Source organism: Paenibacillus pasadenensis (genome assembly GCF_002864175.1).
Lineage (GTDB): Bacteria > Bacillota > Bacilli > Paenibacillales > Paenibacillaceae > Paenibacillus_O > Paenibacillus_O pasadenensis.
Genome location: NZ_NFEZ01000004.1, coordinates 1,458,567 through 1,482,393 on the forward strand (window position 1 = coordinate 1,458,567; position 23,827 = coordinate 1,482,393).

At 55.1% G+C, this 23,827-nt stretch carries 19 protein-coding genes; 14 read left to right on the top strand and 5 right to left on the bottom strand.

Going from position 1 to position 23,827, the window contains the following annotated elements; all coding sequences use genetic code 11:
* Positions 1-85 precede the first annotated feature (85 nt).
* Positions 86-1,498 carry an NAD-dependent malic enzyme gene (locus tag B8V81_RS15845; protein WP_101808711.1) on the bottom strand — a complete coding sequence of 471 codons (1,413 nt, stop codon included), beginning with the start codon at positions 1,496-1,498 and terminating at the stop codon, positions 86-88.
* Positions 1,499-1,703: 205 nt separating this feature from the next.
* On the bottom strand, positions 1,704-2,822 hold the full coding sequence (locus tag B8V81_RS15850) for an MGDG synthase family glycosyltransferase (protein WP_028600442.1): 1,119 nt from the start codon (positions 2,820-2,822) through the stop codon (positions 1,704-1,706).
* Between the two features lie 131 nt (positions 2,823-2,953).
* On the opposite strand from B8V81_RS15850, the gene kapB reads away from it, so the two are divergent.
* Complete coding sequence (gene kapB, locus B8V81_RS15855; protein ID WP_028600443.1) at positions 2,954-3,343, top strand: sporulation phosphorelay system protein KapB; 390 nt, start codon at positions 2,954-2,956, stop codon at positions 3,341-3,343.
* Positions 3,344-4,944: 1,601 nt separating this feature from the next.
* Positions 4,945-9,552, top strand: coding sequence for a glutamate synthase large subunit (gene gltB / locus B8V81_RS15860; protein WP_028600444.1), 4,608 nt, complete (start codon positions 4,945-4,947; stop codon positions 9,550-9,552).
* Between the two features lie 146 nt (positions 9,553-9,698).
* Here gltB and B8V81_RS15865 read toward each other — a convergent pair whose 3' ends face one another.
* From B8V81_RS15865 to B8V81_RS15870, 3 genes are all read right to left on the bottom strand, one after another.
* A complete protein-coding gene (locus tag B8V81_RS15865) occupies positions 9,699-9,878 on the bottom strand; it encodes a hypothetical protein (protein ID WP_028600445.1) in 180 nt (59 codons plus the stop codon).
* A gap of 257 nt (positions 9,879-10,135) precedes the next feature.
* Positions 10,136-10,309 (bottom strand): hypothetical protein, encoded by a 174-nt coding sequence (locus tag B8V81_RS25320; protein ID WP_153783090.1) that lies wholly within the window; start codon positions 10,307-10,309, stop codon positions 10,136-10,138.
* A 252-nt stretch (positions 10,310-10,561) separates the two neighbouring features.
* Positions 10,562-10,930, bottom strand: a complete 369-nt coding sequence (locus B8V81_RS15870; RefSeq protein WP_028600446.1) for a helix-turn-helix domain-containing protein — start codon at positions 10,928-10,930, stop codon at positions 10,562-10,564.
* A gap of 393 nt (positions 10,931-11,323) precedes the next feature.
* Between B8V81_RS15870 and B8V81_RS15875 the strand changes: the two genes are divergently transcribed.
* From B8V81_RS15875 to B8V81_RS15925, 12 genes are all read left to right on the top strand, one after another.
* The gene (locus tag B8V81_RS15875) at positions 11,324-11,599 is read left to right on the top strand and encodes a hypothetical protein (RefSeq protein WP_146000510.1); all 276 of its coding nucleotides are present in this window, start codon (positions 11,324-11,326) and stop codon (positions 11,597-11,599) included.
* 28 nt (positions 11,600-11,627) lie between these two features.
* Positions 11,628-12,380 (top strand): YveK family protein, encoded by a 753-nt coding sequence (locus B8V81_RS15880; RefSeq protein ID WP_101808713.1) that lies wholly within the window; start codon positions 11,628-11,630, stop codon positions 12,378-12,380.
* Positions 12,361-13,053, top strand: coding sequence for a CpsD/CapB family tyrosine-protein kinase (locus B8V81_RS15885; protein WP_101808714.1), 693 nt, complete (start codon positions 12,361-12,363; stop codon positions 13,051-13,053). The genes B8V81_RS15880 and B8V81_RS15885 overlap by 20 nt, the downstream gene beginning before the upstream one ends.
* Positions 13,054-13,343: 290 nt before the next feature.
* Positions 13,344-14,243: a UTP--glucose-1-phosphate uridylyltransferase GalU gene (galU, locus tag B8V81_RS15890; protein ID WP_028600450.1), complete on the top strand. Its 900-nt coding sequence runs from the start codon at positions 13,344-13,346 to the stop codon at positions 14,241-14,243.
* Between the two features lie 7 nt (positions 14,244-14,250).
* Positions 14,251-14,952: a sugar transferase gene (locus B8V81_RS15895; protein WP_101808715.1), complete on the top strand. Its 702-nt coding sequence runs from the start codon at positions 14,251-14,253 to the stop codon at positions 14,950-14,952.
* A 16-nt stretch (positions 14,953-14,968) separates the two neighbouring features.
* Positions 14,969-16,153: a glycosyltransferase family 4 protein gene (locus B8V81_RS15900; protein WP_101808716.1), complete on the top strand. Its 1,185-nt coding sequence runs from the start codon at positions 14,969-14,971 to the stop codon at positions 16,151-16,153.
* Entirely contained in the window at positions 16,110-17,672 is a 1,563-nt protein-coding gene (gene murJ, locus B8V81_RS15905) for a murein biosynthesis integral membrane protein MurJ (RefSeq protein ID WP_101808717.1), read from the top strand. Before B8V81_RS15900 ends, murJ begins: the two co-directional genes overlap by 44 nt.
* A complete protein-coding gene (locus B8V81_RS15910; RefSeq protein ID WP_101808718.1) occupies positions 17,669-18,784 on the top strand; it encodes a glycosyltransferase in 1,116 nt (371 codons plus the stop codon). The genes murJ and B8V81_RS15910 overlap by 4 nt, the downstream gene beginning before the upstream one ends.
* Complete coding sequence (locus tag B8V81_RS15915) at positions 18,726-19,928, top strand: glycosyltransferase family 4 protein (protein ID WP_146000511.1); 1,203 nt, start codon at positions 18,726-18,728, stop codon at positions 19,926-19,928. Before B8V81_RS15910 ends, B8V81_RS15915 begins: the two co-directional genes overlap by 59 nt.
* The gene (locus tag B8V81_RS15920; protein ID WP_101808720.1) at positions 19,925-21,061 is read left to right on the top strand and encodes a glycosyltransferase family 4 protein; all 1,137 of its coding nucleotides are present in this window, start codon (positions 19,925-19,927) and stop codon (positions 21,059-21,061) included. The genes B8V81_RS15915 and B8V81_RS15920 overlap by 4 nt, the downstream gene beginning before the upstream one ends.
* A 1-nt stretch (position 21,062) precedes the next feature.
* Positions 21,063-22,481, top strand: coding sequence for an oligosaccharide repeat unit polymerase (locus B8V81_RS24930; protein ID WP_146000512.1), 1,419 nt, complete (start codon positions 21,063-21,065; stop codon positions 22,479-22,481).
* The gene (locus tag B8V81_RS15925) at positions 22,447-23,820 is read left to right on the top strand and encodes a sugar phosphate nucleotidyltransferase (protein WP_101808721.1); all 1,374 of its coding nucleotides are present in this window, start codon (positions 22,447-22,449) and stop codon (positions 23,818-23,820) included. The genes B8V81_RS24930 and B8V81_RS15925 overlap by 35 nt, the downstream gene beginning before the upstream one ends.
* Positions 23,821-23,827 lie beyond the last annotated feature (7 nt).

Here is a 23,827-nt window from a genome sequence, read left to right on the forward strand (position 1 = left end):
CCGCTCTCGCGCGGCGAACCGGCCTTGCTGCCGCCTGCTGTTCCTGCGGATTCCGCCGGGCGACGCCGCTGCCGCGTGCCGCGCGCTATTCCCGCGGATTCCGGCGGGCGACGCCGCTCTCGCGGGCCGCCTGCACGACGCGGCGGCGCACTTCCTCGACGACCTTGGCGTTGAACACGCTCGGGATGATGTAGCTGCGGCTCAGCTCGTCCTCGCCGACGGTGGAGGCGATCGCCTCGGCCGCGGCCAGCTTCATCTCCTCGTTGATCGTCGTCGCGCGGCAGTCGAGCGCTCCGCGGAAGATGCCCGGGAAGCAGAGCACGTTGTTGATCTGGTTCGGATAGTCCGAGCGCCCGGTGGCGATGACCGCGACGATGTCTTCGGCCTCCTCGGGCCGGATCTCCGGCTCCGGATTCGCCATCGCGAACACGATCGGCTGCTCGTTCATCGTGAGCACCATCTCGCGCTTCAGGATGCCGCCGGCCGACAGGCCGATGAATACATCCGCTCCGGCGACGGCATCGGCCAGGCTGCCGGAGACGCGTCCGGGATTCGTATTCGCGGCGTACCAGTTCCACATCGGATGCGCGTAGTCGCGATCCGCCGTCAGGATGCCGTCGCGGTCGACGCCGAGCACGTTGTGGGCGCCGCCGGCGAGCAGCATTTTCGTGCAGGCGGTGCCGGCCGCGCCGATGCCGCAGACGACGATGCGCGCGTCCTCGATCGACTTGCCCGTCAGGCGCAGCGCGTTGAGCAGGCCCGCGTACAGGACGACGGCGGTGCCGTGCTGATCGTCGTGGAACACCGGGATGTTGAGCTCCTCGCGCAGCCGCTCCTCGATCTCGAAGCAGCGCGGCGAGCTGATGTCTTCCAGGTTGATGCCGCCGAAGGCAGGTGCAATCGCTTTCACCGTGCGGATGATCTCCTCGGTATCCTGCGTGTCCAGGCAGATCGGGAACGCGTCGACGTCGGCGAACTGCTTGAACAGCATCGCCTTGCCCTCCATGACGGGCATCGCCGCTTCGGGGCCGATGTTGCCGAGGCCGAGCACCGCGCTGCCGTCGGAGACGACCGCGACCATGTTGCGCTTGATCGTCAGCGTGAACGCCTTGGACGGATCCTCGTGGATGGCCGTGCAGACGCGTGCCACCTCAGGCGTGTAGACGCGGGAAAGGTCGTCGCGGTTGTGGATGGCGGTCTTGGGCTGAACGGTGATCTTGCCCCCGAGATGCAGCAGGAAGGTGCGGTCGGAGGTGTTGATGACCCGGATGCCCGGCAGCTGCCCCAGCGTCTTGCCGAGCCGCTCCGTCGTGCCGGTGTCCTTCACCTTGACCGTCAAGTCGCGCGTCGTGCTGCCTTTGCCCGTCTGGATGACGTCGATGGCGATCATGTCGCCGCCGGCCGCCTCGATGGCGGATACGACCGAGCTGAAGTTGGTGCCGGAGTCGATCTCCAGCCGGACGATGACGGTCTTGCCGTCCAATGCCTTGTTGTTCAATCGGCTCATCTCCTTGGCTTTTGCCTTTAGAGGCGTAGAATACGTGTTGGAGAAAGAAAAGGGGAGGGAGCGTCCTCCCGTCCCCCGTATAGGTATTGCCTCGGCGCATGCGCTCCAAACGCTCGGCGCGCCGTCCGCGCGTCCGTCGCAGTCGCTTGCGCAGATCCTGTCCCTGCGCCTGACGCGGACGTCTCCGCGTCGGCGGTCAGCGCATCAGCCGCAGCACGGCCGACGGGCATTCCTGCGGATCGTACTGCTGGCTGCTCTTGGACTGCAGCCGCTGCCGGCGCCGGCCGGAGCTGTAGGGCTCCTGGATGAGCTGGAACCAGCGGTCGATCGTCGCAGCCGACTGCAGCATCTCGCCGAAGCCGCTGCCGACGAAGTAGTCCAGGTTCTCCTCTTCCTGGCCGGGAATCGGCTTGTAGAACAGCATCGGGATGCCCTTGCTCATGCCCTCGGTGCAGGTCATGCCGCCGGGCTTGGTCACGAGCAGGTCGGAGGCGTCCATCAGCTTGGAGATCTCGCGTGTGAAGCCGAGCACCTGAATGTTCGGATGGTTGAACCGCTCGTCGGCCAGCATGCTCTCCCGCGACTTCTCGTTGGTGCCCGTGCAGAAGATGAGCTGCACCTCCTCGCGCCAGCGGGTCATGTAGGTGAAGAGCTCGTCTTCCTCCTCCATGAGCCCCCAGCCGCCGCCCATGACCAGCACCGTCGGCAGGTTCCGCAAGCCCAGCCCGCTCCGCGCCTGGACCTGGTCCTGGGACTCCCAGAACTGCGGATGGACCGGGATGCCGGTCACCTCGATGCGGCCGGACGGGATGCCTCGGTCCATCAGCTTGCGCTTGACGACCGGCGTGGAGACGAGGTAGTGGTTGACCTCCGGACTGGCCCAGGTGCCGTGCGCGTCGTAATCGGTGATCAGCGTGTAAAGAGGCACGTCGAGGCCGAGCCGCTTGAGCCTGGCGACGGCGGTGTTCGGGCCGGGATGCGTGCAGACGATGATCTCCGGGCGCAACTGCTGGATGACCTGCTCCGTCTGGGTATAGAAGATCCGGTGAATCGCGAGCTGCGCGAACCGGTTGAACGATCGCTTATAGTTGGTGCGGTACATCATGCCTACCAGCTTGGGCTGCTTGCCGACCGTCTTGCGATAGGCGGACATGATCAGAGGACCGAGCACCGGATTCAGGAATTTGCCCAGCTCCAGCACGCGGGTCTGGACATCCGGAGACAGCTGCCTCAGCCCGGCAGCGAGCGCATATGCCGCTTGGGTGTGTCCGGATCCGAACCCCTCCGATAGCAGCAGCACTCTTTTTTTACGCATGCACTCACCTACTTTTCCACTTCCAATATTACGACGAGCGCCGCCTATAAAACAAGCTCGGCTTGTCCGCTTGTGCTTACCGGCCCGCTTCCTATATTCTTGGGGAAACGATCCGAAGGAGACGATGACCGATGAGCGACGACAATCAGGCCAAGGCCGCGGAGGGCTGGGTGCGCTTCGTCTACAAGACGGGGGAGTATGCGGGCAGGCTGGTCGAGCAGGGCTCGCCAAGAAGCGTCGTGGAGACGCTGGCCGTGCTGCGCCATCCCGAGCAGGGCGACCTGCACCATCCGTACGATCCCGACGTGCCTTTCTTCCATGAAAGGCGGGCGCTGGCCCATCGCGAAAAGGCGCTCGTGCCCAACCGCGACATCCAGCCGCATGCCGCGGCGGAGCTGCCGGAGTACGAAGCCTCCCGCGAGCAGGCCGTCGCCCGCATGCTGGAGGAGCTCGACCGGCTGCAGCGCTGGGCGGCGCGCGCGGCCGACCAGCTGCGGACCGTGTCCGCGGACTACCGGTAGCCGGCGCTCGGCGCGGACTCTCGTCAGTCCGCGCTGTCTGCGCCTCGAGCACGAGTCGCCGCTGTCCTTTGCGCGCACTCTCTGAATCCGCGCGGTCTTGCGCCGCCTGGGCACCGTCTGCGTCCGTGCGGTCTTGTGCCGCTTGGGCACCGATTGCGTCCGTGCGATCTTGTGCCGCTTGGGCACCGATTGCGTCCGTGCGGTCTTGTGCCGCCTGGGCATCGATTGCGTCCATGCGGTCTTGCGCCGCCTGGGCACCGATTGCGTCCGTGCGGTCTTGCGCCGCCTGGGCATCGATTGCGTCCATGCGGTCTTGCGCCGCTTGGGCATCGATTGCGTCCATGCGGTCTTGCGCCGCCTGGGCATCGATTGCGTCCATGCGGTTCTTGCGCCGCTTGGGCATCGATTGCGCCCATGCGGTTTTGCGCCGCCTGGGCATCGATTGCGTCCATGCAGTCTTGCGCCGCCTGCGCTCTGAGCGCACGCCGCCTGCGTGCATTCGTGCGGTGTCTGAGTGTCGAGCTTGAGTCATTTCCGGCCTTCGCGCGCACCGTCTGCATCCCCGTACCTCGTCGTCCGCTTTCTCCATGCATCGCCCTATGCAAGTGGACCTACGCCATGCCGTTGTCCGCTGCACCCTCGACAACCCGTATCTGCTGACGAAGGAGAGGCGGCTGCCGTCTGCTTCTGTTGCGCCGCCCGCACCATGCACAGCGCTAACGATACTCAGAGACGCTATTTCGCTCCACACCGCCCTTTGGAACTTCTAACGATACCTCACAAGCGCTATTGGTCCTAAAACCCGCAAAATCGGCTCTCCAGCTTCCAATAGCGCGTCTCAGTATCGTTACATTTCGAAACGGTCTCTTTTGACGCCAATAGCGATCGACAGTATCGTTAGCGCTCGGAGCGCTTCGCCTCAGGCGCCCGGCATCCCGCGCCGGCATCTCGCGCCGGCATCCCGCGCCGGCATCCCGCGCACATGCCCGCGCCCCTGCGCTGGAGCTTCCGGCAAGCTGACAGCGAGACAGCGTTTTCATGAAGCTGCGGCCGCCGCAGTTGCAGTTTTGGTTCAAAAATTTGCATGAGTATACATGTGCCGGCTCACTTTGACCTGACATGGAACGTCATCGTTCGGGCAGATCCGCCATTCCTTAAACTTGGTATACCCAAGCTGCCGAGCCTTGTGATAGGATGAATGCAGAAGCGCCGCTGTGGCGTGGCAAAGCAACGGTTGGACCCGCTTCAAACCCTTGCCGCGCAAGGGAAGGGAGGAATCGGGAGCGAAACTTTTCCTCTCGCGATCAAAAAGATTAAATTGATCTGCGCCGACCCTAGTGATAAAATCGAGGAATAGCTATATAAGCCCCCCTTCCTTTTTCCGGGATCGCCGTCCGGGAGATCCGACCGATTTCTGCCTTTTGAACGACGGGACGGGACGTAATGGATATGTATTAATATGCATCTTTATTCATGAGATGGAATCGGAGAGCTTCCATGCCAGGCGGGAGCCGCTTCCGGAGTGAAGATGTCTATCTAATAGGTAGCCGTTCGCAGCCGTCCGTTCTATATCCATCCTCCGACAGAAAGGTTGCCATCCGATGAACAGGAAAATGACGGGATTGCCGCCGAAACAAGGCCTTTACGATCCACAGTTCGAAAAAGACGCTTGCGGCATGGGCTTCGTCGCGCACATCAAGGGAGTGAAGTCCCATACGATCATCCGGCAGGCGCTGACCGTGCTGGAGAACATGGAGCATCGCGGCGGCCAGGGCAGCGAGCCAAACACTGGCGACGGCGCGGGCATCATGCTGCAGATTCCGCATGGCTTCTTCAAGCGCGAGCTGAGCCGCCAGGACGTCGAGCTGCCCGCCGAGGGCGATTATGCGGTCGGCATGCTCTTCCTGCCGCAGGACTCGGCCGTGCGCGAGGCGCTCGAGAGCAAGCTCGAGGCGATCATCGCCGAGGAAGGCCAGCGCGTCATCGGCTGGCGCACCGTGCCGACCGACGACGCCAAGCTCGGCGAGTCGGCGCTCAAGGCCAAGCCTTACGTGCGCCAGGTGTTCGTGTCGCGTGATGCGGCACTCGCGGACGAGTTGGCTTTCGAGCGCAAGCTGTACGTCATCCGCAAGCGCGCCGAGCTGGCGATCCGCTATGCGGGGCTCGAGGGCGGCGACATGTTCTATTTCCCATCCTTCTCGTCCAAGAAGATCGTCTACAAGGGCATGCTCACGACCGAGCAGGTGCGCTCGTTCTACGTCGATCTCAATGACGAGGCGATGGAGACGGCGATCGCGCTCGTCCACTCCCGCTTCAGCACCAACACGTTCCCGAGCTGGGAGCGCGCGCATCCGTACCGCTACCTGATCCACAACGGCGAGATCAACACGCTGCGCGGCAACGTCAACTGGATGCACGCGCGCCAGTCGCTGTTCGCCTCCGAGCTGTTCGGCGAGGACCTGGACAAGATCAAGCCGATCATCAACCCGGACGGCTCCGACACGGCGATGTTCGACAACACGCTGGAGTTCCTGTACCTGGCCGGCCGCTCGCTGCCGCATGTGGCGATGATGATGGTGCCGGAGCCGTGGTCGAACCACGAGGACATGAGCCCGGAGAAAAAAGCCTTCTATGAATACCACAGCTGCCTGATGGAGCCGTGGGACGGACCGGCCGCGATGGCGTTCACCGACGGCACGCAGATCGGCGCCGTGCTCGACCGCAACGGCCTGCGCCCGGCGCGCTACTACGTCACCAAGGACGACGTCATCATCCTCGGCTCCGAGGCCGGCACCGTGCCGGTCGAGCCGGAGGAGATCCTGTACAAGGACCGCCTGCGTCCGGGCCGCATGCTGCTCGTCGACACCAAGGAGGGCCGCATCGTCTCCGACGAGGAGGTCAAGAGCCTCATCGCCTCCGAGAAGCCTTACCAGCAGTGGCTCGACGACAACCTGATCAGCCTGGCCGACCTGCCGGACGCGCCGGAGCTGCCGGAGCTCGAGCATGCGACGGTGCAGCAGCGCCAGCAGTCGTTCGGCTACACGTTCGAGGACCTGCGCAAGGTGCTCGAGCCGATGGCGTCCTCCGGCGTCGAGCCGGTCGGCTCGATGGGCTACGACTCGCCGCTGGCCGTCCTGTCCGAGCGCCCGCAGCGGCTGTACAGCTACTTCAAGCAGCTGTTCGCCCAGGTGACCAACCCGCCGATCGACGCGATCCGCGAGGAGATCATCACGGCGACCGGCACGTCGCTCGGACCGGAGCGCAACCTGCTCCATCCGGAGCCGGAGAGCGCGCGTCAGATCCGCCTCGACTCGCCGATCCTCTCCAACGAGGAGTTCGCCAAGCTGCGCCACGTGCGCCGTCCGGGCTTCAAGTCGATCACGCTGCCGATCTTCTTCCCGGCGGACGGGGGCGAGGCCGGCCTGCGCCAGGCGCTGCAGACGATGTGCGACGCGGCCGACCGCGTCATCGCCAAGGGGCATAACGTGCTCATCCTGTCCGACTTCGGCTCCGACAAGGACAACTGCCCGATCCCGGCGCTGCTCGCCGTCTCGTGCCTGCATCACCATCTGATCCGCGAAGGCACGCGTACCCGCGTCAGCCTGCTGCTGGAATCCGGCGAGCCGCGCGAGGTGCATCACTTCGCGCTGCTGCTCGGCTACGGCGTGAGCGCGATCAACCCGTACCTGGCGTTCGAGACGCTCGACGACATGATCCGCCAGGGCATGCTGCGCGGCGTGACGCATGACAAGGCCGTCAAGAACTTCATCAAGGCGGCGACCAAGGGCGTGCTCAAGATCCTGTCCAAGATGGGCATCTCCACGATCCAGTCGTACCGCGGCGCGCAGATCTTCGAGGCGGTCGGCCTGCAGGAGTCGGTCATCGACAAGTACTTCACCTGGACGCCTTCGCGCATCGGCGGCATCGGCCTCGACATCATCGCCCAGGAGGCTCTCAAGCCGCATCACCGCGCCTATGCCGAGCAGCAGGGCGGAGAGCGCGAGCTCGACTCCGGCGGCGAGTACCAGTGGCGCAAGGACGGGGAGGACCATCTGTTCAGCCCGCAGACGATTCATACGCTGCAGATGGCTTCCCGCGCTGGCGACTACAAGCTGTACAAAAGGTTCTCGCATCTCGTGCAGGGCGAGGACCGCAAGTTCATGACGCTGCGCTCGCTGCTCGACTTCAAGAAGGACCGCCAGCCGGTGCCGATCGACGAGGTCGAGAGCGTCGAGGCGATCATGAAGCGGTTCAAGTCCGGCGCGATGAGCTTCGGCTCGATCTCCAAGGAAGCGCATGAGAGCCTCGCGATCGCGATGAACCGCATCGGCGGCAAGTCCAACACGGGCGAGGGCGGCGAGGACCCGGCCCGCTTCATTCCGGACGCCAACGGCGATTCGCGCCGCAGCGCGATCAAGCAGGTCGCCTCGGGACGCTTCGGCGTCACGAGCAACTACCTCGTCAACGCCGACGAGATCCAGATCAAGATGGCGCAGGGCGCCAAGCCGGGCGAGGGCGGACAGCTTCCGGGCCGCAAGGTGTATCCTTGGGTCGCCGAGGTGCGCGGCTCCACGCCGGGCGTCGGCCTCATCTCGCCGCCGCCGCATCATGACATCTACTCGATCGAGGATCTCGCGGAGCTGATCCATGATCTCAAGAACGCCAATCCGCGCGCGCGCATCAACGTCAAGCTCGTCTCCGAGGTCGGCGTCGGCACGATCGCGGCGGGCGTGGCCAAGGGCCGCGCCGACGTCATCCTCGTCAGCGGCTACGACGGCGGCACGGGCGCGTCTCCGATGAACTCGATGCGCCATGCGGGCCTCCCGTGGGAGCTCGGCCTGGCGGAGACGCATCAGACGCTCATGCTCAACAACCTGCGCGACCGCGTCGTGGTGGAGACGGACGGCAAGATCATGAACGGCCGCGACCTGGCGATCGCCACGCTGCTCGGCGCCGAGGAGTACGGCTTCTCGACCGCTCCGCTCGTCGTGCTCGGCTGCGTCATGATGCGCGTCTGCCAGCTGGACACCTGTCCGGTCGGCGTCGCGACGCAAAATCCGGAGCTGCGCAAGAAGTTCATGGGCGATCCGTCGCATGTCGTCAACTACATGCGGTTCGTCGCCCAGGAGATGCGCGAGTACATGGCCGAGCTCGGCTTCCGCACGATCAACGAGATGGTCGGCCGCGTCGATGTACTGGAAGCCAAGGAGCTTGTGGACCACTACAAGCTGCGGGGCATCGACCTGACGCCGCTGCTGCATCAGCCTGAGGTGCCGCAGGACGCGGTCCGCTACAACGTGCAGCAGCAGAACCACGGCCTCGAGCTGTCGCTCGACATGCAGTCGCTGCTGCCGGCCGCCCAGAGCGCGCTGGAGAGCGGCGAGCCGGTCAAGGCGACGTTCCCGATCTGCAACACCAACCGCGTCGTCGGCACGATCCTCGGCAGCGAGGTGACGCGCCGCTACGGAGCCAAGGGGCTGCCGGAGGATACGATCCAGATGCACTTCGTCGGCTCCGCCGGCCAGAGCTTCGGCGCGTTCGTGCCGAAGGGCATCACGCTCTCGCTGGAGGGCGACTCCAACGACTACGTCGGCAAGGGCCTTTCCGGCGGCAAGATCATCGTCGCTCCGTCGCCGAAGGCGACCTTCGCGGCGGAGAACAATGTCATCATCGGCAACACCGCCTTCTACGGCGCGACGGGCGGGGAAGCGTACATCCGCGGCATCGCGGGCGAGCGCTTCGCCGTGCGCAACAGCGGCGTCAAGGTTGTCGTCGAGGGTACGGGCGACCACGGTTGCGAATACATGACAGGCGGACGCGTCGTCGTGCTGGGGGGCACGGGACGGAACTTCGCGGCCGGCATGTCGGGCGGCGTGGCGTATGTGCTCGATGAGAACCGCACCTTCTACAAGCAGGTCAACCTGGAAATGGTGCTGCTGGAGCGCGTCGAGGACGAGGCGGACGTGCAGGAGCTGCGCTCGCTGATCGAAGACCATGTCCGCTATACGGGCAGCGCGATCGGCGAACGCGTCCTGGCGAACTGGGAGCAGTCGCTGGGCGACTTCGTCCGCGTCATTCCAAAGGATTACAAGCGGATGTTGGAGCAGATCCGCCATGCCGAGGAGGCGCAAGGCCTGAAGGGCGACGAAGCCCTGCTGGCCGCCTTCGAGGCCAATATGAGAGAGCTGGCGCGAGTCGGAGGCAACTAAGCCTCCGGCGATGCAGCCGGCCGGCATGCAAAGAGCCGCTAGCCCGATTATGGGCTGGCGGCTCTTTGATTTTGTGCTGTTTCTTCGGGGATGCAGCTCGTCCATGCCATACTCACCGTTGGAGAGGGCCGGTCGCGGCGCAACCTTCAAAGGATGATCGAGCCGATCGCTCCGATCAAAAGCAGGAAAGAAACCCCGGCGCAAAGAGAGGCGAGAACGGCCAGGGCAAAGAATTTCCGATCGCTTTCCTTGTTCACGATCGCGCGCATCGCGTAGAGGAAAAAAATGACGCAGAACGTCATCGTGGCCATCGCCAGCAGGTCCATTGATCATGACCTCCTTTCTCGATCAGCATGGCCCCATAACACCGGGAAAATAACCAAAAGACGACCGTATCGGCCGTCATTAAGTGCGGGAGGGCCTATCCTGATGGCTGACAAGCCGGCTCCGTATTGATACAATATGTATCTATACAAGGTGTATCGAGTATGTACCGAGAGACCTTCGAGATGGTAGCGAATGGAGGAAAGCTAGCGGTAGAGATAAGCGATGCCTCGGGTTGGGGGGAGAGGCGTTCAGCGCTTTATTTCTTCGAGGTGCGGTTCTGACGGTCCTCCGAAGGAGGCGGCGAGGTTCGTTCCGGGAACAATTCCTTCAGTGCGGCATCGGGCTGCAACCCCAGCTGTTCGAGCACTTGCCTGACGTCCAATACCTTCACAGGAGATTTTGAGCTGCTTTCTGGTTGATGGCTGTTCATTCCTGTACCCCACTCCCATTTCCTATTTAGTTTCTCTATGTACTGGGAACATAGGATAAAGTATATCCGACTGAAGGTGCAAAGAGTGTCGGAATGTGAAGCGGCAATCAGAGAAAAATAAAGGAGCTTTTGTCGAATCAGGACTATTGGATTAACAAATTGTCTTATTTGATTCCTTTCTCCTACTACCCGTTCTTAAAACAACAAAAAAACCCGCCAACGGCAGGTTTGCAAGCATTGCAATATTCCAGATTATCTCATAGACCGGTTCGCCCGAATGAAAGCGATGAACATCTTGGATTCCTCGGGCGTAAGCGGGCTGCCGTCGATGGAGAAGGCGAACTTCTCCAAAAGCTCCTGATCGGACAGCTCGATGCTGCCGGCAAACTCCCTGACGTCCGGATCAAGCGTCGCCTCCGGATTGTCGGTTCTTCCCACCAGGTAGTCGATCGAGACCTGATAGATATCCGCAAATTTCGCAAGCGTATCGGTATCCGGTTCACGCCGGTTCTTCTCATAATGACTCAAGGCTGCGCGGGAAATGCCAAGAACCTGAGACGTATGCTCTTGCGTCCATCCCCGGTCTTCCCTCAGACTTGCAAGCCGTGATCCTATGTCCACTTACGTACCTCCTAACTCCCTCTATATTCAAGTTTAATACGGAAATGCCCCCGCTAAAAGGATTTCTGAAGGCATGATACAAAAAGACGCAATCTTGAAAATTAAGCCTGAAAAGCCCTTGACATGTTACGAATTGTATCGTAAAGTTGGAGATGTCAAAGCGATACAAAACGTATCAATTAGTCATCATTCTTCCCCGCCGGAGCTTTTCTCAAACATAGGCCCGGAGGCATTTGTCGGAGGTGAACCGTGCTCTTGCGTCGGAATATGGAGACTTCTGCTGGCGTCATTTCCCGAACCGGCAACAGCCGCGCCTTGCTGGCGGAGCTTGCGATTTCCCAGGTCGGCGGAGAACCGGTCCGATCCGGCGTCCGCAAAGTCTTACTGATTCATATGAACGCAAACGAACTGGAATTCTCCACGACGCTCCGATTTCCGGTGAACGACCGGTACCGCCTGTCCTTCCAGATGAAACTGGGGGAGAAGAGCATCATCCTCGAAGGCATCGTCGCCTCGCGAGTCAAGCAAGGAAACCTCTATCTGTATGAGCTCCGCATCGCCGGAAGCTCGATCAGCCGCACGGACTGGATCCGGGAGCTGAACGAGTGGCTGCTCCGGCATCAGCCAGCGTTGCCCGAGCATAAAGTCCACTATTTATATCGGAACTGACCACTATACATAACGGGAGGCCCATCACGTGGAGTTGAAAGAGTATCTCAGCATTTTGGCCAAGCGCAAGTGGCTCATCGCCGCGATCGTCCTGCTGGCCTGCGTCGCGACCGGAATCAAAAGCTTCATGTATACGACGCCGATCTACCAGGCTTCGGCCAAGCTCATCGTCAACCAAGCATTCGATTTTCAGGGAACGTCGATGCTGGATCTAAGTACGATGGAAACCAACATTCGGGTCATCAATTCCTACAAAGAAATTATACAGTCTTACGCGATCCTGAACAAAGTGTCGACCAACTTCCCCGATCTGAAGATGAGCGCCGATGAGCTGCGCAGCGGCCTCAGCATCGGATCCTCTGCGGAATCCCAGGTCATGGACCTGAGCTTCGTCAGCACCTCCTACCCTCAAGCGGCCAAGGCGGTCAACGCGATCGCAGAAACGTTCCGCACGACCAACCCCGACATCATGAAAGTGGACAACGTCACGATTCTCAACAAAGCCGATGTCGAAGCGGCGGCATACAGCATCAACACCAGCCCGATCGTGCTGATCTTCATCGCATTCGTCGTTTCGTTCATGCTCGCGGTCGGCCTCGTGTTCCTGCTCCACTATCTGGACGACACGATCAAGACGGAGCGGGATATCGAAAAAGAGCTTGAGCTGCCGATGCTGGCGCTCATCACCAAAATCGACAAGTACGGCACGCGCTCGAAAAAGCCGTCCGCATCCAAGCCTAAGCCTGTAGGGGAGGGATCGTATGCCACGCTCAACCAGTGAATCCAGCCTCGTCACCTATTACGATCCAAAATCGCCGATCTCGGAAGCGTACCGGACGCTGCGCACGAACATCCAGTTCTCCTCGTTCGATGAAGCGATCCGGGTCATCATGGTCGCCTCGGCCAATCCGGGCGAGGGCAAAAGCACGACGGCCTCCAACCTCGCGGTGACCTACGCTCAGGAAGGCAAAAAAGTGCTGCTGATCGATGCCGATCTGCGCAAGCCGTCCGTGTTCAAAGTGTTTCAGGTATCCAACCGCGTGGGATTATCGACGGTCGTATCAGGCCAATGCCGCGCTGCGGATGCGGTGCAGGAGACGCTCGTCGACAACCTGTTCGTCCTGCCGTCGGGGCCGGTGCCTCCGAATCCGTCCGAGCTGCTCGCTTCCCAGAGCATGAAGGCGACGCTGGAGCAGTTCAAAGCCGACTATGATGTGGTCATCTTCGATACGCCGCCGGTGCTGGCCGTCACCGATTCGATCATCGTCTCCTCGCTCTGCCAAGGCGTGCTGCTCGTCGTGCATGCCGGCAAAGTGAAAAGCGAGCTGGTGCGCAAGGCGAAGTCCAGTCTGGAGCATGTGAACGCCCGCATCCTGGGCGTCGTGCTCAACAACACGAAAAGCCGCAAAGGCGACAAGTACAACTACTACTATTACGGAGCGGAAGCGAAATAAGTTTTCGAGCCTGATGAAGGAATCGTATAGGTAATGCCTACTGAACCTTTATCACTGTAGGCACTCGGCCATACTGTGGGTCCGTATGCGGACCTTAGACGCGAGTCGTCGATGGTATGGCGTGAGGCGGGGTTGAATGCCCCACTTTTACCCTTATGGAGAGGGTAAGCATCAAGAAAAGCCATAAAAACGGGTTATGTTTCGACAGGGAAACGTAGCTCGTTTTTTTGGCATTTCTTCATGTTAGGGCTGAAGAGCCAGAGAGAAAAAAGACAAGGATAGGTGATTGCATGAAAAAAGTGCGCAAGGCTATCATCCCGGCTGCCGGTCTCGGAACCCGATTCCTGCCGGCCACCAAGGCGATGCCCAAGGAGATGCTGCCGATCGTCGACAAGCCGACGATCCAGTACATCGTGGAAGAGGCGGTCCAGTCCGGCATCGAAGACATCATTATCGTGACGGGCAAAGGCAAGCGGGCGATCGAGGATCACTTCGACATCGCGTTCGAGCTGGAGCACAGCCTGATGGAGAAGGGCAAGCTCGGCTTGCTGAGCGAGGTGCAGAAATCGTCCAATGTGGACATTCATTACATAAGGCAAAAAGAAGCGAAGGGGCTGGGCCACGCGGTCTGGTGCGCCCGCAACTTCATCGGCGACGAGCCGTTCGCCGTACTTCTCGGCGACGACATCGTCCAGGCGGACGTCCCTTGCACGCGCCAGCTCATCGAGCAGTATCAAGACACGGGGCGCTCCGTCATCGGCGTCCAGACGGTCGGCATCGAGCAAACGGACCGCTATGGCATCGTCGATCCGATCGAGACGTTGGGACGGCTCGTACAGGTGAAGCGGTTCGTCGAAAAGCCGCCGCTGGGAGAAGCGCCTTCCAATCTGGCCATCATGGGGCGATATGTGTTTACGCCGGAGATCTTCGACTATCTCGGCGAGCACAGCATTGGCGCCGGCGGGGAGATTCAGCTGACGGATGCCATTCAGAAGCTGAATGAGCGGCAAGGCGTCTACGCCTATGATTTTGAAGGCAAACGCTACGACGTCGGCGAGAAGCTCGGCTTCATCCTGACAACGATCGACTTCGCGCTCCGCAACGATGAGCTGAAGCACCCTCTCTTGACCGCACTCGAAGAAATGATCAAAGACCATACGAACCAATCCAATATGATCAAGCTGAGGTGACGATACGATGAGCCTGAACCCGAATGGCAAGGAAGCCGAAGCGGTGCTCGACTCGACCTCCTATTACTCTACCGCCTATGGCATGGAGGCTAGAAGAAGCCTCCATGGGTACCTGATGCTAAAACGAGCGATTGATATTATAGCGGCATTTGTTGGATTGCTTCTTCTGTCGCCGGTATTCATCGTTCTGGCTGTATGGATTAAGGTTGAAGACCGGCGCGGGCCGGTCTTCTTTTCCCAGGAGAGGGTGGGAAAAGGAGAACGTACTTTTCGGATGTACAAATTTCGTTCGATGGTGTCCAACGCCGAGGAAATGCTCCCGCAATTATTGGCGATGAATGAGATTGAGGGTGCCATGTTTAAGATGAAAGACGACCCTCGCATTACCCGCATAGGCAAATTAATTCGTAAAACGAGCTTGGATGAACTGCCGCAGCTTTGGAATGTCATTCGCGGCGATATGTCTCTTGTCGGTCCACGTCCACCCTTGCCTCGAGAAGTTGCGGAATATACCCCTTACGATAAGCAACGCCTTCGAGTAACGCCTGGCTGTACCGGTCTATGGCAAGTTAGCGGAAGAAACAACCTGAATTTCAAAGAGATGGTTGAATTGGACCTTGCATATATTCAAAAACGAGGCTTGAAAAACGATCTAATTATTCTTTTAAAGACGGTCAAGATGTTGCTCGGCTCGAAAGATGCTTATTAAAGAAAAAGGTGATTTCATGAAAGTGGCTATCGTCCATGACTGGCTTGTTACATATGCGGGCGCGGAAAAGGTGCTGGAGGAACTGGTCAATCTTTTCCCAGAGGCTGAAATTTATTCCGTCGTGGATTTTTTGCCAGAAAGTAAAAGGGACTTCATCCAGAATAAAAAAGTGCATACAACATTCATTCAGAAGCTTCCTTTTGCTAAAAAAAGATATCGAAATTATTTGCCTTTAATGCCGTTAGCCGTGGAACAACTTGATTTTTCATCCTACGACCTCATTATTTCCAGTTCTTACGCGGTCGCTAAAGGGATTATAACTGGGCCGGATCAAATCCATATTTCGTATACGCATTCTCCCATTCGGTACGCTTGGGACTTGCAGCATCAATATTTGAAAGAATCCAATCTTCAACATGGGCTAAAGGGCTGGCTGGCAAAATGGATGCTGGGCAATATAAGGATTTGGGATTACCGAACAGCTAGCGGAGTCGATTATTTCATCGCCAACTCCAACTTTATAGCCAAGCGCATCTGGAAGGTTTATAGACGAGAAGCTAAAGTCATTTATCCTCCCGTAGACTGCAAGGGATTTGCGTTCAAAGAGGAAAAGGAAGATTTTTATCTGACGGCATCACGAATGGTGCCTTACAAGCGCATTGATTTAATCGTGGAGGCTTTTTCCACTATGCCCGATAAGAAGCTGATTGTGATTGGCGAAGGTCCTGAATTCGATAAAATCAAGCTTAAATCTGGGCCTAATGTTTCATTGTTGGGATATCAGCCTTTTGAAGTTTTAAAAGACCATATGCAGCGGGCAAAGGCGTTCGTATTCGCGGCAGAAGAAGATTTTGGAATTACACCGGTTGAAGCCCAGGCTTGCGGAACGCCTGTAATTGCTTTCGGAAAAGGCGGCGTCAAAGAAACCGTATTGGAGGCAAGGAAAACAACTCAGCCTACCGGAGTGTTCTTCAACGAACAGACGGTTTCTTCGCTTGTCGGGGCGGTGCGCGAATTTGAAGAAAATCGATCTAAATACCTTCCCCAAAATTGCCATGACAATGCGATCCGCTTTTCGGTAGATACGTTTAAGGCAGAGATGACAGAATTCATTCAATCGGTGCTTGTTTTGGAAGATAGAAGGGAAAGCAGCGCGGATGAAAAAGAATACGCTGATCGTGGGCTCATTAACACTTATTAGCCTTATGCTTGGTTTCGGAAGAGAATCTTTGATCGCTTTTCTATTTGGCTCAACTTCTTATACAGATGCTTTTTATGTAGCCATGATCGTGCCGGACATTTTGGCCGGTTGGATCGGATTTACAGTGACCAATGCAATGGTTCCTGTTTTGAAAAAAGAGATCGGAATGTCCTCCTTGTCAAGCGTAAGGCTAACTTCAACTGTGTTTGTCTATGTGTTGATCGGATCGTGTTTGCTGGCGCTGATCGCCTTTTTTTCCGTCAATCCTATTATTACGTATCTTGCGCCTAATTTTGATTTAATCCAAAGTGCAACCGGAGAAAGAATGCTTCGAATCATGGTTGTAGCCATTATTTTTTCGGCCGTCTCTGGATTGTTTTCAGGAATCAACAATACCTATGAGCAGTTTGCTTATTCCTCGCTGGTCGGAGTCTTTTATAATTTGTTTTTCTTTCTATCTCTGCTCGCATTGCATAAGTGGCTGGGAATTTATGCACTCGCAGTTGGTCTCGTTGTAGGCGTAGTGGGCAGGGTCGTCATTCAAGCGATACCGATTGTACGACAAAAGAGAATCTCTCGGAAAATTAACTACTGGCATAAATCCATACCGACTATTTTTAAGGCCATGATTCCGATCTTCCTGAGCCAAGCCTTATCCCAAATCAATCAGGTTGTGGATCGGATTCTTGCATCGGGCCTTCCATCGGGCCAGATTACAAATCTTAATTATGCTTCGAAACTTGGTCTTTTGCCGACAAGCCTGATCGGCGGCACTATAGCGACAACAATGTATATCCGTTTTGTTAAATTGAACAATGAAAACAAACGTACCGAAATGGGCCATCAATATCTCAAAGCATTGTCCTGGATTCTATTTGTTGGATTATTTGTTAGCGGCGGGCTTATTTTCTTCAACGATTCTATCGTCTCGTTCATGTATTTGCATGGAGAGTTTACGATTATGGATTTGCATGTGACCAGCGAGCTTCTTCTATTGTATGGCTGCTTCTGTTTGTTTTATATGATGATTCCTATCTCAATGCAATATTTCTTCTCTTTTCATGGTGGGAAATTCATCATCTTCGCCGTTTCATCGGCGGTCATCGTAAATATCACTTGTGGATACCTGCTTGTGAACAGCATTGGGATAAAAGGATTGGTTCTGGCGAATGGCTGTGCCCAAGCGGTCAATTTTTTCATCCTCTACTTTATCGCTCTAAAGAAAGCTTCTCTACCCATGTTGCGTAAAAGCTTCAAGCTGTTGTTGAATGCGGCTCCAGGATTACTAATGATAGTGCTGCCGATGGCCCTCATATCCTTCTTATTTGAATTCCATGTGGAAGCTTCTAAGTGGATGCAACTCTTGCGCGGTGGCACAGCTGCAGCGGGAACGGCACTCTTTGCGCTGCTTTTACTGCCTCTATTCAAGACTAATCTCGTCCTTAGCACGTTCATTAATGCCTTTCGGCGTATTGTCGCTTCAAAAAAGAAATCCAAGGATAGGGTGCAGGCCGTATGAACGAAAAGCATTTATTAATCATGAGAGGCAGTTCACAATATGTGAACCCTCTTTTTTATAATGTTCAGGAAATCGGGTTGGGCAAAGCTCTTAATAAATATGGGTGGAACATTAATGTCGTTTCCTCAGGACCAACCTACCAGCATATCCGAATCAATGATGCTCTGAATTGGTTTGAATTGCCGCGAATTGGGAGCACTTTTGGCTGGCCTAAGGGGGGATATTCCTATTTAAACAACCTTAGAGCCGATATCATTCAAAATCAAGATATAAGCAATACGGGCATCCTTATCTCCCTGGCTGCAGCCAAAAAGAGAAAGCTGCCTTTGGTAATGTCACTAGGTGAATATCGACCCAAGAGCAAGTCAAAAGCTCTTTATATGAAGACGATCTCCAATCTCATTTCTCCGACGGTTAAGGGAGTGCTTTGCAAAACGCAGGAAGCAGTAGCATTTTCAGATTCGCTTAAATTGGGTCCGAGCTTTTATGCTCCAATTGGAATCGATCCTGATGCCTATGACCAAGAGGAAGAACAGGGAGAAACCATTTTCTTGGAAGAAATCGAAAAGGTACGTCGAGAGGGCAAGTTTGTCCTGGCTCATGTAGGGAGATTGGATAAAGAAGACAATTTCGAATTTCTTTGCAATGTTCTGAAGCGTATTGAGCGTCCTGTCCATCTATTTATAGCTGGTGCGTTCACGGCTGTTGAGCAGGCGAAAGTCGTTCAGGAAGGGTTAACGGAAAAGATCAGTTTATTAGGTAAAGTGGAGAATCGGAAAATAGGCCATTTATTGAGCAACTCGGATTTGCTGTTGTCCTGCTCCACCTATGAGCCTTTCGGGATGTCTGCGGCGGAAAGCGTTTATCATGGGTGTCCTGTGCTTGGATATAGGACAGGAGGGCTCGGTGAAATCGTCAAGGACGGAGTGACGGGGATTCTTTTGAAAAATCGGGACTCCACTGTATGGGCGAAAACGATTGATGAGCTGACTTCGAATATATGGCAAGGCTTAAAGCTCTCCTGCCAAGAGAACAAGCAGGAACTGACTTGGCTTGCAAAAGCAAAACGATTCAATGAAGTATACGAAGCTATTATTAAAGCGGGTGGTTAAATTGAAAAAGCTCAAAGTGTTGTTCGTCAATCAGACTTCCCGTTTCGGAGGCGCCGAACGAGTTTTATTCGACCTTCTCCAACATATGGACCGGGAAAAATTTGAACCGATTCTAGTCGCACCAAAAGGGGAACTGCTTGAGGAAGCGGAAAGCCTTGAAATAAATTGCATTGAGCTTGAGGATTTTTCCCAAATGGAGACAACCCGCGGCAAAATGAAAGGCGCGGATTTGTTTAAAACGCTAAGCACACGAAGAAAAATCGGCACGATTATTAAAACGGTGGCTCCTGACGTCATTTACACCAACTCCGTGAAGGCCCATATTTTAGTAAATCTCAAAAGCCAGCGCATTCCGACTCTTGTCCGATTGCATGACTTTCCTCAAAGCTTCAACGGCTTTTCAAAAAAGCTGCTAACATATTCCCTCCAAAATGCCAAACATATCAGCTGCGTTTCGGACAGCGTGAACCGCGATGTAAGCTCGATTTTGGGAAAAGCCAGCGCGTCTAAATCCTCCTTTACCTATAACGGCTACAACAGCGTCTCGCCGCCTTCCAGACATCATCAAAAACGGGTCATTATCGCCGGGTGGCTTTTGGAGTGGAAGGGATTTATTCCGTTTGTTGAAGCCATGGAGATTGTGGCTGAAAAAAATGCAGATTGGGAATTTGTCATTGCTGGAGATGTTGCGAGAGATGCATCTGGCAGCCAGGAATTTGCGTCAGTGCTGAAGGAGAGAGTGGCGCAGTCGCCCCATCGAGAACGGTTCCTGTTTACAGGAGGCTATAAAAAGATTAGCGAAGTGACATGCTGTCATGAGCATTGCATTTTTGTGCATGCCTCACTGAAACCTGATCCCTTGCCTACGGTTATATTAGAGGCAGCGTCCTTGAAATTGCCAATTATTTGTTCAAAGCTAGGCGGAGGTTCTGAGATCTTGGAGCATGAAAGCTCCGGACATGTCATATCCCCTAACCCGACCGACATTGCTCAAAGCGTGCTCAATCTCATTGAAAATGCTGACAAGCGTATGCATTTCGGCAATAAGGCGTATCAGAAAAATGTAGAGAGTTTCTCCATGAATCATTACATAAATGGGATGGAAAGAAGAATACTCGAACTTTCTAGGAGCGGATTCGAATGAAATCCATCTTGTTCGTAAACACAAGCAGTCTTCCCATCCCCGCGACTTCAGGCGGGGCAATTCAGCAAGTATTCGGAAATATTCTAAGGCTAATTGATCGCACGAAGTATCATATTACAGTCATTACTCCTTCGACGGAGGAGTCCAAGCTGCAACAAAAAGAGGCCTTCTTCAAGGAAATCGAATGGATCGACATTCAAGGTGAGGTAAGGTCGGGGGGCATCAAAGGCATTCTTAACTCTCGCAGAGTTTTGCATGCCTCTTTGGCTTCCTTGGATCCAGCTCGTTTCTCGAGCGTTGTCGTATTTGATCCTTATCTGGCTCCCATCGTTAAACGATGGAGCCCAAAGGCAAAAGTGATTTGGAGCGCCCACAATACAAGAGAGAAATCCAAATGGCTGTTGCGTTTTTGGATGAAAAAAATAGATACGATCGTAAGTGTAAGCGAGTTTTTGAAAGACTCGCTGGAAACGTCCATAGGCACTCAATCAAAGCACCTTACCTATGAGCATGCTGTTATCTATAACCCCCTTCAAAAAGAGTGGTTAGAGAAGCCAGTGACTAAGTCCAAAAAACCGGGTTCAATTTTATTTTGCGGGAGAATTGTACCGCACAAAGGGTTGGATATTCTATTGGCTGCTATTGAACAACTTCCACAGGAAATTCGATCCAATGTTCATTTAGGAATTGCTGGAGGCAGCCACTTCAATAATTCTGTGGAAACGAATTATGTTAAGTCAATAAAAGAAAAGCTGGAAGGTTCGGATTACAGCTGCAAAATGTATGGTTTTGTCAATCACGAAGCACTTATCGATATATACGATGAATATGAAATTTTGGTCGTGCCAAGCAACTGGGCGGAACCGGCCACACTCGTAACCGCAGAAGGACAACTTAGGGAGTGCAAGATTATCGCTAGCGCTGCAGGTGGTTTGCCCGAACTTGTGTCCCCTCCTTGGAAGGAAAGCATTTTTCCTGCTGGGGATGCTGCTTGTTTGAAAGCAGTATTGGAAAAAATGCTGACCGATCGCGGCCAGAGTCAAGAAAAAGTTGTATCTGCCCGTAAGTGGGTTATGAATCAATTCACGGACCGAAAACTTTCGGAACGGTGGAGCTCTGTGCTAGGAGGATAATATGGCTCATCTTATAATGGGAATAGCAATCTATGGATTTAGTCTATTTATATTAGGATTAGGAGCATTCAAAAAAAACTCAAGGCATGGATTAAGAGTGCTTTTTGTATTTTTTATTTTGGGACAAATTTTAGGTGTATTTGGAAGGTTCCTGTTTATCGCATCAGGCACGGATACAGCATTGAGCCCATTGGGAGATTATGCCCCTTCAGATCAGCTTCTAGCTAGAAGCTTAATAGTGTTCTCGGTATTTAATATTTCCATTTTCGTGGGCTTGATTTTTTTTCTCATTCCAAGATTCTATTTAAAAAAAACGAATATAAAGGAACCTATAAAAGCAGAATCCTCTCTTGTTTTGCGTGATTCAACAGTGTTTAAGTCTCTTTTTGCTATCTCTACTCCAGGTATCCTGCTTACCTTAGCTTCAGTACTATCTGGGAATACCCTTGTGGCCAATTCAAACTTGGAATCAGAAAGAATAGACGTATCTGGTCAAGGGCCACTCATATTTATAAATGAGATTCCCTTTGCTTCTATTTTATTGTGGTACGCCTACAAAAAAGGAAATGTCGGCATGGGATGGTGGGTCAGTAATACTCTGCTTATCTTTACTTCCTTACTGACAGGAAATCGATCCAAAATGGTTATGGTTGTATTAATGGTGCTAGGTATGCTCATTTATTTTAAAGGTTACAGACAAATTGTAAAACGTATCCCGCTTATTATGGGTTTAGGTTCGGTCATAATTTATTTAGGTTGGATCATTATTTATGTTCGTGGTAATTTGTTGAGAAATGGGGGGAACTTCTTCCATTGGGCAATCGAAGCGATAAAGGTTAATCCGAGTAAAATTATAAATGAGCTTTATCGCTCATCATTTAATGGTTTCGACGGATTTCTGTCAATATTAACCCATGTACCTACTTCGTTAAAGTATCAATATGGTCAATTCTGGTATGAATCTCTTACGATTATAATTCCTCGGTTTCTATGGAAAGAAAAATGGGAACTGCCACTGACTAATGTATTCACTAATCAAGTCTGGGGATGGTCAAAAGGGGGAATCTTTACAACTGGACCAGGAGTTCTCTATCTCGATTCTGGCATGATTGGTGTATTTATAGGTGGAGTTGCAATGGGTTTACTTATAGGTCTTTTTCTTATTTTCTTAGATGTATCATTAAAGAATTATCGGTGGTTGTATGTATATATATTAACAAGTATTGCTTACTTCTTATGCCGTTTCTCATTTGCAGGCGGATCTAACGATGTCGTATTTCTACAGAGGCTTATGATTGAAGGGTTTATGATTCTAGTTTTACTGAAATTAATTTCATATATTAAAGCTTCTGCAACCAAAACGGATTTCAGAAGGAGGGGATTTATTGAAGGTAGTTCTACTGTCGGGAGGCTCCGGTAAGCGTCTCTGGCCGCTGTCCAACGATCTCCGGTCGAAGCAGTTCCTGCCGCTGCTGAAGAGGGAGGACGGAGCGGCCGAGTCGATGGTCCAGCGAGTATGGCGGCAGCTGGAGCAAGCGGGACTGGCAAGCGGCAGCTACATCGCGACCAGCCGCTCGCAGGTCGAGGTGCTGCAAAGCCAGCTCGGGCATGAGGTGCCGATCATCGTGGAGCCGGAACGAAGAGACACCTTCCCGGCGATCGCGCTCGCGGCGACCTATCTGTACTCGATTGCCGGCGTGCCCCTGGATGAGATCATTGCGATCATGCCGGTCGATCCGTATGTGGACGATGCCTTCTTCGATGTCGTCAAGTCGCTGGAGCCAGCGGTGGCCGCGTCGGATGCCGAGCTGGCGCTGATCGGAGTCGTGCCGGACCATCCCTCGGAAAGCTTCGGCTATATCGTCCCGACCGCCGCCCCCATGCCGCTCGGCCTTAGACAAGTGAATAGCTTCAAGGAAAAACCCCGAAGGGAAGAAGCGCTGGCTCTCATGGAGCTGGGGGCGCTTTGGAACTGCGGGGTTTTTGCGTTCCGGCTGGATCTCATGATCAACCTGCTCATCTCGATGAACCTGCCGATCCAGTACGACGAGATGGTGAAGCAGTACCGCAGGCTGCCCAAGAACAGCTTCGACTACGAGGTCGTGGAGAACTTGAAGCGGCTCGTCGTCACGCCGTACAGCGGCGTGTGGCGCGATCTCGGCACATGGAACATGCTGACGGGCGAGATGACGGAGACGGTCGTCGGCAAAGGCATCGTCACCGAGGACTGCCGCGATACGCATCTGATCAACGAGCTGGACATCCCGATTACGGTGATGGGCGTGTCGGGCCTCGTCGTCGCGGCCAGCCCCGACGGCATCCTTGTCTCGGAGAAGGCGGCCAGCTCCCGCATCAAGGACGTGAACGGCGGCCTCGAGCAGCGCCCGATGTTCGAGGAGCGCCGCTGGGGCTCGTACAAGGTCGTCGACTATGTGAAGTACGACGACGGGCGGGAGGTGCTGACGAAGCGGATCCGCATCGCGGCCGGCAAGAACCTCAGCTATCAGTACCATCAGCGGCGCAGCGAGGTATGGACGGTGACGTCTGGAGAAGGCGAGCTGATCCTGGACGGCAAGCAGCAGCTGCTGCTGCCGGGCGATGTCGTGCTCGTGCCGGCCGGCATGCTGCACAGCGTCCGCGCCGTCCGCGAGCTGGAGATCATCGAGGTGCAGAGCGGCTCGGAGCTGGTGGAGGAAGACATCGTGCGGCTCTGCCTGCACTGGGAAGACATTATGAGCTACGTGCAGCCTATCGGATAAGGAGCGG